Annotated in this window: 14 protein-coding genes; 12 read left to right on the forward strand and 2 right to left on the reverse strand. The window is 71.0% G+C overall.

The window, feature by feature from the left end; translation table 11 throughout:
- On the forward strand, nt 1–261 hold a 261-nt coding region (locus AB0M82_RS35030), incomplete at its 5' end, for a 3'-5' exonuclease (protein WP_364731382.1).
- Between the two features lie 70 nt (nt 262–331).
- Here the strand turns inward: AB0M82_RS35030 and AB0M82_RS35035 are convergent.
- Nucleotides 332–1,144 carry an enoyl-CoA hydratase/isomerase family protein gene (locus AB0M82_RS35035; RefSeq protein ID WP_364731385.1) on the reverse strand — a complete coding sequence of 271 codons (813 nt, stop codon included), beginning with the start codon at nt 1,142–1,144 and terminating at the stop codon, nt 332–334.
- A gap of 95 nt (nt 1,145–1,239) precedes the next feature.
- On the opposite strand from AB0M82_RS35035, the gene AB0M82_RS35040 reads away from it, so the two are divergent.
- From AB0M82_RS35040 to AB0M82_RS35075, 8 genes are all read left to right on the forward strand, one after another.
- Complete coding sequence (locus AB0M82_RS35040) at nt 1,240–2,373, forward strand: acyl-CoA dehydrogenase family protein (protein WP_364731388.1); 1,134 nt, start codon at nt 1,240–1,242, stop codon at nt 2,371–2,373.
- Nucleotides 2,374–2,396: 23 nt separating this feature from the next.
- Nucleotides 2,397–3,575: an acyl-CoA dehydrogenase family protein gene (locus tag AB0M82_RS35045; protein ID WP_364731391.1), complete on the forward strand. Its 1,179-nt coding sequence runs from the start codon at nt 2,397–2,399 to the stop codon at nt 3,573–3,575.
- A gap of 98 nt (nt 3,576–3,673) precedes the next feature.
- The gene (locus AB0M82_RS35050) at nt 3,674–5,248 is read left to right on the forward strand and encodes an AMP-binding protein (protein ID WP_364731393.1); all 1,575 of its coding nucleotides are present in this window, start codon (nt 3,674–3,676) and stop codon (nt 5,246–5,248) included.
- Nucleotides 5,245–6,393 (forward strand): thiolase family protein, encoded by a 1,149-nt coding sequence (locus AB0M82_RS35055; RefSeq protein WP_364731396.1) that lies wholly within the window; start codon nt 5,245–5,247, stop codon nt 6,391–6,393. Before AB0M82_RS35050 ends, AB0M82_RS35055 begins: the two co-directional genes overlap by 4 nt.
- Nucleotides 6,393–6,785: an OB-fold domain-containing protein gene (locus AB0M82_RS35060; protein ID WP_364731399.1), complete on the forward strand. Its 393-nt coding sequence runs from the start codon at nt 6,393–6,395 to the stop codon at nt 6,783–6,785. The genes AB0M82_RS35055 and AB0M82_RS35060 overlap by 1 nt, the downstream gene beginning before the upstream one ends.
- Nucleotides 6,786–6,794: 9 nt before the next feature.
- Nucleotides 6,795–7,250 carry a MaoC family dehydratase gene (locus tag AB0M82_RS35065; protein ID WP_364731402.1) on the forward strand — a complete coding sequence of 152 codons (456 nt, stop codon included), beginning with the start codon at nt 6,795–6,797 and terminating at the stop codon, nt 7,248–7,250.
- Between the two features lie 13 nt (nt 7,251–7,263).
- Nucleotides 7,264–8,022 (forward strand): FCD domain-containing protein, encoded by a 759-nt coding sequence (locus AB0M82_RS35070; RefSeq protein WP_364731405.1) that lies wholly within the window; start codon nt 7,264–7,266, stop codon nt 8,020–8,022.
- 57 nt (nt 8,023–8,079) lie between these two features.
- Nucleotides 8,080–9,231: an acyl-CoA dehydrogenase family protein gene (locus AB0M82_RS35075; protein WP_364731408.1), complete on the forward strand. Its 1,152-nt coding sequence runs from the start codon at nt 8,080–8,082 to the stop codon at nt 9,229–9,231.
- On the opposite strand, the gene AB0M82_RS35080 is transcribed toward AB0M82_RS35075, so the two are convergent.
- The gene (locus AB0M82_RS35080; protein WP_364731411.1) at nt 9,225–10,184 is read right to left on the reverse strand and encodes a helix-turn-helix domain-containing protein; all 960 of its coding nucleotides are present in this window, start codon (nt 10,182–10,184) and stop codon (nt 9,225–9,227) included. The genes AB0M82_RS35075 and AB0M82_RS35080 overlap by 7 nt on opposite strands.
- 127 nt (nt 10,185–10,311) lie before the next feature.
- Between AB0M82_RS35080 and AB0M82_RS35085 the strand changes: the two genes are divergently transcribed.
- The 3 genes from AB0M82_RS35085 to AB0M82_RS35095 are packed head-to-tail and all read left to right on the forward strand — an operon-like array spanning nt 10,312 to nt 14,374.
- Nucleotides 10,312–11,658 carry a hypothetical protein gene (locus tag AB0M82_RS35085; protein WP_364731414.1) on the forward strand — a complete coding sequence of 449 codons (1,347 nt, stop codon included), beginning with the start codon at nt 10,312–10,314 and terminating at the stop codon, nt 11,656–11,658.
- On the forward strand, nt 11,655–13,049 hold the full coding sequence (locus AB0M82_RS35090) for an acyl-CoA reductase (protein ID WP_364731417.1): 1,395 nt from the start codon (nt 11,655–11,657) through the stop codon (nt 13,047–13,049). Before AB0M82_RS35085 ends, AB0M82_RS35090 begins: the two co-directional genes overlap by 4 nt.
- A 35-nt stretch (nt 13,050–13,084) precedes the next feature.
- Nucleotides 13,085–14,374, forward strand: a complete 1,290-nt coding sequence (locus AB0M82_RS35095; RefSeq protein ID WP_364731420.1) for an acyl-CoA dehydrogenase family protein — start codon at nt 13,085–13,087, stop codon at nt 14,372–14,374.

Here is a 14,374-nt window from a genome sequence, read left to right on the forward strand (position 1 = left end):
TCATTTCAGTCCAATTACGTACAGCTAGAGTTTATGGCGCGCAACATTCCCTTTATCGTTGTGGGCGGTATCAAGTTCATTGAAAGACGTCATATCAAAGATGTATTGGCCTTTGTCAAAATACTCTATAACCCAAATGACACGATTGCTTGGCATCGTATTTTAACCTTGTTTAAAGGGGTGGGTGCAGTGACGGCGACGCGCTTAACCCAAGCCATTACTGCTGACAATAATGCGTTTGAATCTTTACTGGCCCATTGAGGGACATAGGGTCCCTCAATGGGCCATTCACGGCCTTCCGTGACCGCTTGTGCGGCAGAGGGCACGCGGTTTACAGCGCGAGGCCGGCGCCCGCGGTGAAGTCGGGGGTGCGCTTCTCGCGGTGCGACGCGAGTCCCTCCAGTACGTCGGGGCCGCCGAAGCCGAAGAACTCCAGGCCGAGCGAGGACTCGAAGATCGGCGCGGCGGTGCGGTACCAGTGGTTGAGGGAGCGCTTGGTCCAGCCGAGGGCGCTGGCCGAGCCCACGGCGAGCGACGTGGCCACGCGCAGCGCCTCCTGGTGCAGGTCCTCGTCGTCGACGCACCGGGACACCAGGCCGATCCGCTCGGCCTCCTCGCCGGTGAGCACCTCGCAGGTGAGCAGGTAGTACTTCGCCTTGGCCATGCCGCACAGCAGAGGCCAGCAGAGCGCCGCGTGGTCGCCGGCGGCGACGCCCAGCCGGGTGTGGCCGTCGACGATCTTCGCCCGGCGGCCGACGATGGAGATGTCGGCCATCATGCCGACCGCCAGCCCGGCGCCGACCGCGGGTCCGTGCATGGCCGAGATGACCGGCTTCGAGCAGTTCAGCACGCCGTACACCATGTCTCGCGCCTCCCGCATCACCCGGGCGCGGACCGCGTAGTCGCGGCTCATGTCCTCGATCGAGTCGAAGGTCCCGCCCGCCGAGAACGCCTTGCCCGCGCCCTGGACGAGCACGGCCCGCGTTTCCGGGTCGCGGTCGATCACCGGCCAGACGTCGGCGAGCTCGGTGTGCATCCGGGGCGAGACGGCGTTCAGGTTGGGCGCGTCCAGCACGAGCCGCAGCACACCGGGAACGGGGCGCTCGAAGGTGAGGGATGGGAACTCGTCGTAGCGATCGCTCATCGGGTCTCCTCGTTGCAGGGGAACGCATTGACTCAGGCCAGTCCGGTAAGACTATAATTATATAACTGATTGTGCGAGATGCGGAGAGGTGCCGGATGACGGAGACCGCCTTGGTCGGCATCCTGAGTGACGAACAGCTCCAGCTGCGCCAGGTGTTGCGGACGTTTCTCGACCGGCACAGCGCGGAACCCGACGTGCGTCGCCTGATGGCGACCGACGAGGGCTACGACGCGCGGGTGTGGCGCCGGCTGGGTGGGGAGCTCGGCCTGCCGGGGCTGGCGATCCCCGAGGAGTACGGCGGATCGGGCTTCGGCTACGCCGAGCTGGGGCTCGTCTTCGAGGAGACGGGCCGGGCCCTGCTGTGCGCGCCGTACTTCGGCACCGTCGCGCTGGCCGCCGAGGTGCTCCTGCGCGCCGGGGACGAGGCCGCGGCCAAGGACCTGTTGCCGGGGATCGCGGCGGGCGAGACCGTCGCGGCGCTGGCCCTCACCGAGCCGGGCGGGCGCTGGGACGAAGCCGGGATCACTGTCCGGGCCGAACGGGTCGCGGGCCGGTGGCTGTTGAGCGGCGTCAAGACCTACGTCCTGGACGGCCACATCGCGCACCTGCTGCTGGTCGTGGCGCGCACGGACACCGGGATCGGGCTGTTCGCCGTCGACCCGGCCGGCGAGCCCGGTCTGCGGCGGACCCCGTTGCGCACCGTCGACCAGACCCGCAAGCAGGCCCGCCTCGACTTCTCCGGCGTCCCGGCCAGGCTGATCGGCGACGCCGGGACCGCGTGGCCCGCGATCGCCCGTGCCCTGTCCACGGCCGCCGTCCTGCTCGCCGCCGAACAGCTGGGCGGCGCGTCCCGCGCACTGGAACTCGCGGTGGACTACGCGAAGATCCGCGAACAGTACGGCCGGGCGATCGGCTCCTTCCAGGCGGTCAAACACCGGCTGGCCGACATGCTGACCGACGTCGAGTGCGCCCGTTCCGCGGTGCAGGACGGTCTGCGCGCCCTGGCCGCCGACGCCGAAGACCTGCCGGTCGCCGCTTCCGTGGCGAAGGCGTGCTGCTCGGAGGTGTTCACCCGGGTCACCGCCGGGGCCATCCAGGTGCACGGCGGCATCGGGTTCACCTGGGAACACTCCGTCCAGCTGTACTTCAAGCGCGCCAAGGCGTCCGAGCTGCTGCTGGGTTCTCCGGCCGAGCACCGCGCCCGGCTCGCGGAACGGCTGGGCCTGTGACCGTTCGTCGAGAGGGGTCCCTGGTGGACTTGGACTTCGGGCCCGGCGTCACGGACTTCCGCACGGAGGTCCGGGACTGGCTGGCCGAGCATCTGGTCGGCGAGTTCGCCGCGCACCGCGGGATCGGCGGACCGGCGGACTCGGAGGCGTGGGAGGTCCGGGTGGCGTGGGACCGCGAGCTGGCGGCCGGCGGCTGGCTCGGGCTCAGCTGGCCGGTGGAGTACGGCGGGCGCGGGCTGACCCTGCTGGAGGAGATCGTCTTCAACTACGAATACGCCCGTTCCGGCGCGCCCTACCGGGCCACCACCAGCGGCCTCGACCTGTTCGGGCCGATGTTGCTGGCCATGGGCACGCCGGCGCAGAAGCAGCGGTTCCTGCCGCCCATCCTGCGCGTCGAACAGCTGTGGGGACAGGGGTTCAGCGAGCCGGGCGCGGGCTCCGACCTCGCTTCGCTGCGGTGCCGGGCCGAGCTGGACGGTGACCAGTGGGTGATCAACGGCCAGAAGGTGTGGACGACGATGGCCCACACCGCGGACTGGTTGTACGTCCTGGTGCGCACCGATCCGGACGCGAAGCGGCACCGGGGTCTGAGCATGCTGCTGGTGCCGCGTCACCAGCCGGGTGTCGACGTGCGGATCATCCGGAACCTGGCTGGGCAGGGTGAGTTCGCCGAGGTCTTTTTCAACGACGCGCGCACCGCCGCCGACCTGGTGGTCGGCGAGGTCGGCCAGGGCTGGCGGACCGCGATGGGCACCCTGGGCATCGAGCGCGGCGTCACCCTGCTGCCCCAGCAGCTGTCTTTCGAGCGCGAAGTGGAGAACCTCGTCCAGGCCGCCCGGGAAGCGGGGGACGCCGTGCCGGCGTCGACGCGCGACCGGATCGTCGAGGCGTGGATGTCGGTGCGTGTCATGCGCACGACCAACCTCCGTACCCTCGGCGAGGTCCTGGCCGGGCGCGCACCCGGACCACAGGCCGGGATCGCCAAGCTGTTCGCCTCGACCGCGCACCAGCGGATGGGGCACCTCGCCGCCGAGGTCGCCGGCCCCGCCGGGCAGCTCGTGGGCGAGGACTACGCCCTCGACGTCCGCCAGCGCACGTTCCTGCTGTCCCTTGCCGAGACGATCTACGGCGGCTCGAGCGAGATCCAGCGAAACATCATCGGCGAACAGCTGCTGGGCCTGCCGAAGGAACCACGACCATGACCGTGCGGCGCCGGTCGGTCACGGGTGGTCGTCACTATCCCTTATTCAGCTAAATAGGTTAGCCTTTTCCGCAGTGTCACGTCCAAGGAGTGATCACGGTGCACCCTGCCCGCCGCCTCACCGTCGCCGACGTCGTCCGCGAGCACCGCAGATCGTTCCCGGACGCGGTCGCGTTCGTGGACGGCGACGTCCGGCTCAGCTGGACCGAGTTCGACGAACGCACCAACCGGCTGGCCAACGCGCTGGCCGCCGGCGGCGTCGGCGCCGGTGACCGGGTGCTCTGGCTGGGCCAGAACTCCGTGCGGATCTGGGAGCTGCTCGGCGCCGCGGCCAAGCTCGGCGCGATGGTCTGCCCCGGCTACTGGCGCTGGGCCGCGCCCGAGATGGCCTTCGCGGTGCGGGACTTCGACCCGAAGGTCGTGGTCTGGCAGCACGAGGAGATCGGCGAGACGGTGGCCAAGGCGCGGGCGGAGCTGGGAGAGCCGGCCGGCGTGCGCTGGCTGCGCCACGACGGCCCGGCCGGCGAGGACGGCTACGAAGCCTTCCTCGCCGAGGGCGCCCCGGAGGATCCCGCGCTCGACGTGGACCCCGACACGGCGTTGCTGGTCATCTACACCGCGGCGATGTCCGGCACGCAGTGCGGTTCGATGCTGTCCCACCGCAACCTCCTGGCGATGGGCGCCACCGGTGCCTGGCTCGGCGACATCGACCACACCACGGCGTTCCTGAGCGCCGGCCCGATGTTCCACATCGGCAACTACCAGTTCTGGGGCGTGCCGGCGTTCCTCCAGGGCGGGAAGAACGTGATCGTCCGGCGGGTGGTCGCCGAGGAGGTGCTGCCGCTGCTGGCCGGGGAACGGTGCACGCACGGGTACCTGATGCCGCCGACGATCGTGGAGCTGGTGGAGCTGAACGCCGCCGCCGGGTACGACCTGTCCGCGTTCCGCGCGAGCGTGGCGCCCCACCTGTGGCAGGGCACCGTGCAGGTGGACGCCAGCCGCTTCACCGCCCATGGCGGCGGCGAAGGCCGGGGCTACGGCCAGACCGAGGTCACCGGGTTCGCGGTCACCGGCGGGTTCGGCGGGTCCGGTCTCGGCAACGCGGGCCGTCCGGGCCCGTTCGTGGCGGTGCGGATCGTGGCCGAGGACGGCACGGAGTGCGCGCCGGGTGTCGCGGGCGAGATCTGCGTCCGCGGCGACCTGGTGCACGTCGGCTACTGGAACCGTCCCGAGGTCAACGAGCACCGCTTCCGCGGTGGCTGGTGGCACACGACCGACCTGGGCCGGCGGGAGCCGGACGGCACGATCAGCTTCCTCGGCACCACCACACGGATGCTCAAGTCGGCCGCCGAGAACATCTTCCCCGCCGAGGTGGAGAACTGCATCGAGGGCCATCCGGCGGTCCGGGAGGCGGCCGTGATCGGCGTGCCGAACGAGCGCTGGGCCCAGGACGTCAAGGCGGTCGTCGTGCTCCACGACGGCGCTGATGTCACAGCCGGCGACATCATCGGGCACTGCCGGGAGCGCATCGCGTCGTACAAGAAGCCCAAGACCGTCGAGTTCGTCGACGCGCTGCCGCGCACCGCAGCGTACGCCAAGGACTACGCGGCGCTCGACACCCGGTTCGGCGGTGGTGGCTACCCCGGCGGGGAGACACTCGGAGCCGGGCGGTGACGGCGTCCCGGCAACCGGTCGTCGTCGGCGTCCACGCCACCGAGCAGGCGTTGTCGCTGCCGCACCGGGACGCGATGGACCTGGCTCTCGAAGCGGTCACCGGCGCGATCGCCGACGCGGGACTGGCGCCGTCCGATGTGGACGGGGCGCAGGTCGACTGGCCGGGCCCGGGTGGCGTGCCGGGCGAGGGCAGCTCGTGGGCGCGGCTGCTCGGCGACCTGCGCTGGACCAGCGACGCCATGCTGGACAACGCGGGCTCTCGCGGACTGCTCAAAGCCGCCGCCGCGGTGTCGGCCGGGCTGGCCGACACGGTCGTCGTCGGCGGCTGCCAGCTGGTCTCCCGGGGCACCGGACCGGTCGGCGCGGGCGTGCCCGTCGAGTTCGCCGACGTCTGGGGCAGCTACGTGGTGGCCCAGTTCGCGCTGGTCGCGGCCCGGCACATGCACCAGTTCGGCACCACGCCGGCCCAGCTCGCCGAGGTCGCGGCCACGATCCGGAACAACGGCTCGACGAACCCCGAGGCGATGATGTACGGGCGTGGCCCCTACACCGTCGAAGACGTCCTGGCCTCCCGGTTGGTCGCGACGCCGTTCCACCTCCTGGACTGCTGCATCGTCGGAGAGGGGGGTGGCGCGTTCGTGGTGACCACCGCCGAGCGGGCCCGCGACCTGCCGCGCACGCCTGTCGCGATCCTGGGCGGCGGGATGGAGTACCACCAAGCCGCGTACGCGAATCCCGCGCTGTATCGCGAGGTGGGCATGATCGGCCGGGACGCCGCGGCCCGCGCGTTCGGCACGGCCGGGGTCGGACCGGCCGAGGTGGACGTCTTCTCGCTGTACGACCCGAACTCCTTCGAGGTCATCCGGCAGCTGGAGGCACTGGGCGTGTGCGAAGAAGGAGAAGGCGGCCCACTGGTGGAAAGCGGTGCGATCGCCGTCGACGGCAAGTACCCGGTGAATCCGGACGGCGGCTGCCTGTCCTACGCGTGGAACGGCACGCAGCAGATGACGCTGAAGGTCGTCGAGGCGGTGCGGCAGCTGCGCGGCAGCGCCGTGCACCAGGTCGCCGGCGCCGAAGTCGCCGTGGTGGGCAACGCCGGCTCCGGCGCGCAGCACTACGAGATGTCCGTACTGGGGAGGTTGTGATGAGCCGTCCGGTACCGCGGCCGACCGCGCTCAGCCGGCCCTTCTGGGACGCCGCCGCCGAAGGCAGGCTCGTCCTCCCGCACTGCGCGGCGTGCGGACTGACGTTCTTCGCACCCGAGCCGGCGTGCCCGGGCTGCCTTTCCCGCGACTGGGTCCACGTGCCGAGCCCGGGCACCGGCACGGTCTACTCCGTCACGGTCGTCCATCGCGCACCCGGGCCCGGCTTCGAAGTTCCCTTCGCGCTGGCGGTCGTCGACCTCGACGAAGGCGTGGCGATGCTGTCCCACGTGGTCGGCTGCCCGGTGGACGACGTCGTCATCGGCCTGCGGGTGCGAGTGGACTTCCGGCCGCTGACCGGCGACGTCACCTTGCCGTACTTCGTACCCGCGTAAGGGAGTGCCATGCAGGTCTTACACGGTCTCGACGGGATCTTCGCCGCCAAGGGCGAGCTGCTGGGCAGCAGCGAATGGGTCACCGTCGACCAGGAGCGGATCGACGCGTTCGCCGGCGCGACCGGTGACCGCCAGTGGATCCACGTCGACGCGGAACGCGCCGCGGCGGGTCCGTTCGGCGCGACGATCGCCCACGGCTACCTGACCCTGTCGCTGCTGCCGGTGTTCATGGTGGGTGTCTACCGCGTCGAAGGCGTCCGGATGGCGGTGAACTACGGGCTGAACAAGGTCCGCTTCATCACGCCGGTGCGGGTCGGCTCACGGTTGCGCGGCAGCACGGAGCTCCTCGACGTCCAAGCCCTGGACGACACGTCGGCCCAGCTGCTCTTCCGCACCACCGTGGAGATCGAGGGTGCCGACCGGCCCGCCTGCGTGGCCGAGACGGTCAGCCGGCAGTACTTCTAGGAAGGCGGTCGGCGTGGCGGAGCGAGCGGGCGGTCCGGTCCGGATCCCCAAGATGGCCGAGCTGGTCGCGTTCGAGTTGCGCCGCCGGATCGTGCGCGGCGAGCTGAGCGAGGGCGACGCGCTGCCGGCCGAGGCGGAGCTGATGGTGGAGTTCGCGGTGTCGCGGCCGACCCTGCGGGAAGCGTTCCGCGTGCTGGAGTCGGAGTCGCTGATCAGCATCCGCCGTGGCGCCCGGGGCGGGGCGCGGGTGCACGTCCCGGACGGGTCGGTCGCCGCGCGCTACGCCGGGCTCATCCTCGAGCACCGGTCGGCGACCCTGCAGGACGTCTACGCCGCCCGCACGGTCATCGAGGCGCCGTGCGCCGGCCTGCTCGCGAGCCGGCGCACCGGCGGCGACCTCGACCGGCTGTGCGCGGAACTCGCCGAGGCGGAAGCGCTGATCGGCGACCCGCCGGCGTTCATCCGCGCGCACCTTCGGTTCCACGCGCTGGTGGTGGAGCTGTCGGGGAACCAGACGCTGGTCCTGCTCAACGGCATGGTCCGGCACATCATCGACCGGGCGAACTGGTCGCACGTCGACCTCGACGCGGGCAGCGAAGAGAACGTCCGGGCCAACCTCAGCGGCTTCCGCGCGCACGCCCGGCTGGTCGAGCTGGTCGCCGCCGGCGACGCGGCGGAGGCCACCCGGGTGTGGCGGTCGCACTTGGCGCGGGCCCACGAGTACCTGCTCGGGAACAAGTCGATGAAGACGGTCCTCGACCTTCTGCGTTGATGCCTATATAGTGTAATGAGATAGATGATTATCGTTCACTGACGATTGGGGTCTGCCGTGGACTTCGACCTGACCGACGAGCAACGGATGTTGCGCGAGACCGCGCGCCAGTTCGTCGCGAAGGTCTGCCCCGCCGAGCGGGCCAAGAAGTGGGACGAGGAGTCCACCGCGCCGCCGGAGCTGTTCTCCGGCATGGCCGAGCTGGGCTGGTTCTCCCTGCCCTTCCCGCTCGACGAGGGCGGCGACGGCGGCGGCCCGGTGGAGCTGATCGTGCTCGCGGAGGAGCTCGGCCGCGCCAGCTTCGACGTGGCCATGTGCTACATCGGCGTCCTCATCCCGGGAATCACGGTGTTCCGCTGGGGCACCGAGCCGCAGCGGGACTTCATCCGGGACCGGGTGATGACCGGCAAGCACCGGCTGGCGGTCGGCCTGAGCGAGCCCGACAGCGGCTCGGACGCCGCCGCGCTGCGCACGACCGCCGAGGACCGCGGCGACCACTTCGTGGTTCGCGGCCAGAAGGCGTGGTGCACCGGTGCGGGCCTGCCGGACACCACGATCGCGACGTACGTGCGGACCGGACCGCGGGAGCCGAAGCACAGCGGGATCAGCCTGCTGCTGGTCGATCCGGAGAGCCCGGGCGTCGAGGTGCGCCGTACGCCGACGCTGGCCCGGCACATCCTGGGCACCAACGAGGTCTTCTTCAGCGACGTCGTGGTGCCCAAGGAAAACCTGGTCGGGCCGGCCGGCGAGGGCTGGAAGGTGATGCTCTCCAACATCGAGCTGGAGAAGGTCATCATCACCGGCGGCTACCTCGGCGCGGCACAGGCCACTTTGGACGAGATGCTGGAGTTCGCGCGCACCCGGCAGGCGTTCGGCCGCCCGGTCGGCACCTTCCAGGCCATCGCGCACGCGATCGCCGACCTGCAGACGGAGATCGACTCGGCCCGGCTGCTCGCCTACCGGGCGGCCTGGCTGCTGGCGCAGGGCAAGCCGTGCACGCGCGAGGGCTCGATGGCCAAGCTCAAGGGGTCGGAGACCTATGTCGCCGCCGCCCGGCTGGGCATGCAGGTCTGCGCCGGCCACGGCTTCTCCACCGAAAGCGTCATGAGCTTCCGCTACCGCGAGTCCATCGTGGCGACGATCTCCGGCGGCACGAGCCAGATCCAGCGCAACGGCATCGCCCGCAGCATGGGCCTGCGCACCTACTGACGGGTGGTCTGCCGCGATCCTTCGCCGTGCCGGACGGCCGAAGGCGCGTGCCCGAAGCGCCTGCGGAACTGGCTTCGGAACGCGCCCGCATCGGCGTAACCGACCAACGTGCCCACGCGTTCCACCGGGATCGACGAGCGGCTGAGCATGATCCGCGCGGCGTCCAAGCGCAGGCGGCGGAGCACGTCGCCCGGGCTTTCGCCGAGCACGGCCCGGCAGTGGCGGCGCAACGTCCGTTCGGTCGTGCCGAGTTCCGTCGCGATCGCCGCGATGGAGTGTGGTTCGGCGTAGCGTTCGCGGGCCAGCTGGAGGAACCGTTCCACCGTCGCGTCACCTGCCGGGTCATGGCTTCCCAGCTCCTCGTCCACCCAGTCACGCTGGTTGGGCGAGCCGATCCGGCGGACCAGCTCGCGGACGAGCTGCTGCTCGCCGTCGAGGTTGGCGGCCGTGATGAGGTTCCCGGACACCAGCATCGGCAGCCCGGGCAGCAGTGAGACCGCCGGATGGCGGGTTTCGACGAGCCGTGCGGTGTGCCCGTCGGCGACGGCTTCCCGCCCGTCCAGCAATCCTGCTTCGGCGAGCGCCAGCACCGACGCGCCGGCCGCCGCGATCAGGGCGCCACCCGTGTGCTGCCGGCTGAGCCAGGGGAGTACTTTCGCCCAGTCCGGCGCAGGCGCGTCGAAGTTGGGCAGGACAACGGCTTTCGCGATGGCGCTCCCACCGGCGCGGCCGTCGGCGGCCAACCTGATCCCGCCCGCCGCGCACACGCCGTCCCCGGTCGGCGTCAGCACCCGCACCCGCAGACCGGTCACCTCGGTGCTCGACGGGTAGAACGCGTGCCCGCCGTAGACCCGGTCGCGGTAGTGGTCCGCCAGCGCCATGGCGTCGGACACCATCCCGAGGCTGCCGAGCCGGACGCCGTCGAAGGCGACGATGAAGACCTGCTGCCGCATCCCTGCCGCCTCTCACCGGCCACAGTGGCCGGAACGTCCCCGGTATCGTCCGATCCGCCCATGGTTTCCGGGATCAGGGCGGGGAAAACTGCTCGCACGTCACGCGTCCGGAACCGAGGAGGCTTCCATGGACCAGGCCAGCCGCACGCTGCTCGAGCTGGGACAGGCGCCGGAGCTCTACCGGTACACCTCGGCGGAACTTTCGCCGCTGCGGCTCGAAGCGGCTGACGCCGTGGTCGCCGAGCGCCGGCAGCAGGTGCCGATCCTCGACCGCAGGGCCCGTGCGGCCGGGATCGACCGGATCTCCCGCACGAGCGATCTCGTGCCGCTGCTGTTCCCGCACTCGACCTACAAATCCTACCCCGCGACGTTCGTCGAAAAGAAGCGCTGGAAGGATCTCGCGCGCTGGCTGACGACACTGTCCTCCGAGGACGTCACCGCCGTCGGCTTCGACGGCGTCGCCGACGAGGACGACTGGGTCGACCGGCTGCGGGACAACGGGCACTTCGTGCTCGCCACCAGCGGCACCACCGGCAAGTGCTCGTTCCTGCGGCACAGCGCCGAAGACCGCGCCCGCAAGGTGGACGCTTTCGCGCGCCAGCTCGGCTGGCCGTTCGCCCGTGCGGACGGCTCCCGCAGCTACTTCTGGCTGGGCCCGCACGTCGGCGTCAACAGCGCCACGGACGCGGCGAACCTCGGCGCCCACCTGTGGTCCACACCGGACAACGCCTTCTTCCTCACCGACGAGCGGCTGCGCCTGACCGACATCAGCCGCCTGGCGGCCATGCGCCGCCGGATGGCCGACGGCCTGGCCACGCCCGGCGAGATCGCCGCCTTCGAACGACGGCAACGGGCTCGCACCGAGGCGATGTACCCGGACATCGACGCGTTCGTCGACCGGCTGCTGGACCGGCGGAACGAGAAACTCAGCATCTCCGGCACCTGGGCGCAGCACCTGCTGGTCCGTGACCGCGCGCGGGAGCGTGGCATCCCGGATGGCGCCTTCGACCCCGAGACGATCGTCAGCGCGGGAGGCGGGATCAAGAACGTCGCGCTGCCGGACGACTACCAGGACCAGGTCGCGCGGTTCTACGGCGCGGTGATCCGCACCGGCACCTACGGCATGACCGAGATGTTCCAGCTGATGAACCGGTGCGAGAAGCAGCGTTATCACATTCCGCCGGGACTGCTGCCGCTCGTGCTCGACCAGGCCGGCGAGAAGCTGCTGAACACCGAGGACGTCACGGGTCAGGTGGTCGAAGGCCGGTTCGCGTTCGTGGACTTCGCCATCACCGGCCGCTGGAGCGGCACGATCACCAGCGATCGGGTGCGGTTCGACACCGCCGAGCACTGCCTGTGCGGCCGGCCGGGGCCGACGATCCTGGACACCATCACCCGGTACGCGACCGGCGACGACACGATCGGCTGCGCCGGCACCATCGACGGCTACATCCGGGGAGCGCTGGCCTCATGACGACGACCACTTCCGAGACACCGAACCGGGTCTGGCACGTGGCTCGCGGCGTGCCGCTCGACGGCGCCGAACGGTCCTTCGGCAGCGGGGCGAGCCGGTTCGTCACGCCCGCACTCGACCTCGACGCGCTGGTCTGGCCGCGGAGCCAACCGGGGCCGGCGTTCGACACGCCCGTCGCCGAGATCATGGACCTGCTGGTGGAACTCGGTTCTTGGCTGGGCAGGGACCCGGACGGCCTGGTGGCCGGCGCGCTCGCGGCCGCCCGGCGCACGAACCCGTTGCCGGCCGGGGTGCTCACCGAGGCCTACGCCTCGCTCGGCAGGACGTTCGACCGGCGCACGATGGAGTTCATGATCGAGCAGGAGCTCGGCGGCGCCGACGTCCTCGACGGCTGGCGCACGATCACGGCGACGCCGTCCGGGCGCACCGTCCGGGTTCGCGCGTTCCCGGCCCGGGTGGTCCACGTGCTCGCGGGCAACGCGCCCGGCGTCGGCGCGGTTTCCCTGCTGCGGGCGGCTCTCACCAAGGGCGTCAACCTGTTCAAGCTGCCGTCCAACGACCTCTACTCGACCAGTCTGCTGCTGGCCGGGCTGCACGCCGTCGCGCCGGGCCACCCGACCACCCGCTCGTGCTCCGCCGCCTACTGGCGCGGCGGCGACGCCGAGGTCGAGTCGGTGCTGTTCCGGCCCCAGTTCTTCGACAAGCTGGTGGCGTGGGGCGGCGAGGCGTCGCTGCGCAGCGCCCGCGCCTACGTGGGGCCGGGATTCGAGCTGGTTTCGTTCGACCCCAAGACCTCCGTCTCGCTGATCGGGCGGGAGGCGTTCGCTTCCGCCGCGGCGGTGGCGGAAGCCGCGGAAGCCGCCGCGAAGGACATCATGCTGATGGACCAGCAGGCCTGCGCGGCCAGCAGGTTCCAGTACGTCGAAGGCAGCGCGGAGGACGCCGACCGGTTCGCCGCCGCCTTGCTCCCGCGGCTCGGGGTCGCCCGGCGGCTCGGGTCGGCGGTGGGGAACCCGGTGCCCGCCGAGATCCGCGCCGAGGTGGAGGCGCTGCGCGATCTGGCGCCCTACGCGCGGGTGTTCGGCGGCTACGAAGGGCACGGGCTGGTGGTGCGCACCGAGGAGCCGGTCGACTTCCACCCGGAGCACAAGGTGGCCAACGTGGTGCCGGTGGACAGCCTGGAGTCCGCGCTGGCCCGGATCAACGTCGCCACGCAGAGCGTCGGCGTGCACCCCGCGTCCCGCAAGGCGTCGCTGCGGGACGCGCTCGCCGCCGCGGGCGCCCAGCGCGTCGTGACGCTCGGGGACGTGCCGATCGTCGAGGCCGGGCTGCCGCACGACGGCTTCTACCCGCTGCAGCGGCTCGTCCGCTGGGTCTCCGACGAGGGATAGTGTAATTATCTACCTATTAATGCTAGGGTGAGCCCATGTCGCACGACCTCGAAGCGGACGGCACGCGGGAGTTTCTCGCCGAGGCCCGCGGATTCCTCGACGCGAACGCCGATCGCCGGCCGGAGCCCGCCGCCTTCCGGTGGGGCGACGGCGACGACCGGGTGGCCTACTTCAGCGCCGACCCGCCGGACGTCGAACGGGCCGCGGTGGATCGTGCGCGGGCGTGGCAGCGGACCCGGTACGAACACGGGTTCGGCTGGATCACCGGCCCGCCCGAATACGGCGGACGTGGCCTGACCGCCGTTCACGACATGCTCTACGACGCGGTCGAGGCGGACTACGCCGTGCCGGACACCGGCACGCTGAGCGTCGTCGGGCTGGGGATGGTCGGCCCGACCATCCTGGCCCACGCGCAGCAGCACCTGAAGGACCGGTGGCTGCCGGCGATGTACCGCGGCGACGCCATCGCGTGCCAGCTGTTCAGCGAGCCCGGTGCGGGGTCCGACCTCGCCAGCGTGCGTACCAGCGCGGTGCGCGACGGCGGGGACTGGGTGCTCAACGGGCAGAAGGTGTGGACTTCGGTCGCGCACCTGAGCCAGCTCGGCCTCGCGCTGACCCGGACCGATCCCGACGCGCCCAAACACCGTGGCATCACCGCCTTCCTGGTCCCGATGGACGCACCCGGCGTCGAAGTCCGGCCGCTGCGGCAGATGACCGGCGGCGCCGACTTCAACGAGGTCTTCCTCACCGACGTCCGGGTGCCCGACGACCACCGGCTCGGCGCGGTCGACGGCGGGTGGACGGTCGCGCTGACCACCCTGATGAACGAGCGGGCGACCGTCGGCAACGAAGGTGTCGGCGCGGTGAGCGCGGCTCTCTCGCCGGACCGGCTCGCCGCGCTGATGCGGGCGGCCGGCCGTGATAGCGACGGCGCGCTGAGAGCCAGGCTGGCGGATTTGCTCGTCGACTTGACGGTCACCGCGCAGCTCAACGCGCGCGCCACCCGCCGGATGCGGGCCGGTGTCGCCCCCGGACCGGAGATGTCGGTGTCCAAGCTGATGTACGCGCAGAACCTGACCAAGGCCGCGCACTTCGTGTCGGACGTGCTGGGGCCGCGAGTGGTCGCGGACACCGGCGAGTGGGGGACCTTCGCCTGGACCGAGCTGCTGCTGGCCACCCCGGCGCTGCGCATCCTCGGCGGCACCGAGGAAATCATGAAGAACATCCTCGCGGAGCGGGTGCTCGGCCTGCCGAAGGAACCGGGGATCGACACGCGCTCGCCGTTTCGCGCGTTGCGCCATTCGGAACCGGGAGCCAAGTCGTGA

The organism is Amycolatopsis sp. NPDC051128 (assembly GCF_040682715.1).
Lineage (GTDB): Bacteria > Actinomycetota > Actinomycetes > Mycobacteriales > Pseudonocardiaceae > Amycolatopsis.

Excerpts from the sequence above, each read along its gene's own strand:
- AB0M82_RS35035 (WP_364731385.1), bottom strand. The coding sequence starts at position 1,144 with ATGAGCGATCGCTACGACGAGTTCCCATCCCTCACCTTCGAGCGCCCC.
- AB0M82_RS35040 (WP_364731388.1), top strand. The coding sequence starts at position 1,240 with ATGACGGAGACCGCCTTGGTCGGCATCCTGAGTGACGAACAGCTCCAG.
- AB0M82_RS35060 (WP_364731399.1), top strand. The coding sequence starts at position 6,393 with ATGAGCCGTCCGGTACCGCGGCCGACCGCGCTCAGCCGGCCCTTCTGG.
- AB0M82_RS35065 (WP_364731402.1), top strand. The coding sequence starts at position 6,795 with ATGCAGGTCTTACACGGTCTCGACGGGATCTTCGCCGCCAAGGGCGAG.
- AB0M82_RS35080 (WP_364731411.1), bottom strand. The coding sequence starts at position 10,184 with ATGCGGCAGCAGGTCTTCATCGTCGCCTTCGACGGCGTCCGGCTCGGC.
- AB0M82_RS35085 (WP_364731414.1), top strand. The coding sequence starts at position 10,312 with ATGGACCAGGCCAGCCGCACGCTGCTCGAGCTGGGACAGGCGCCGGAG.
- AB0M82_RS35090 (WP_364731417.1), top strand. The coding sequence starts at position 11,655 with ATGACGACGACCACTTCCGAGACACCGAACCGGGTCTGGCACGTGGCT.
- AB0M82_RS35095 (WP_364731420.1), top strand. The coding sequence starts at position 13,085 with ATGTCGCACGACCTCGAAGCGGACGGCACGCGGGAGTTTCTCGCCGAG.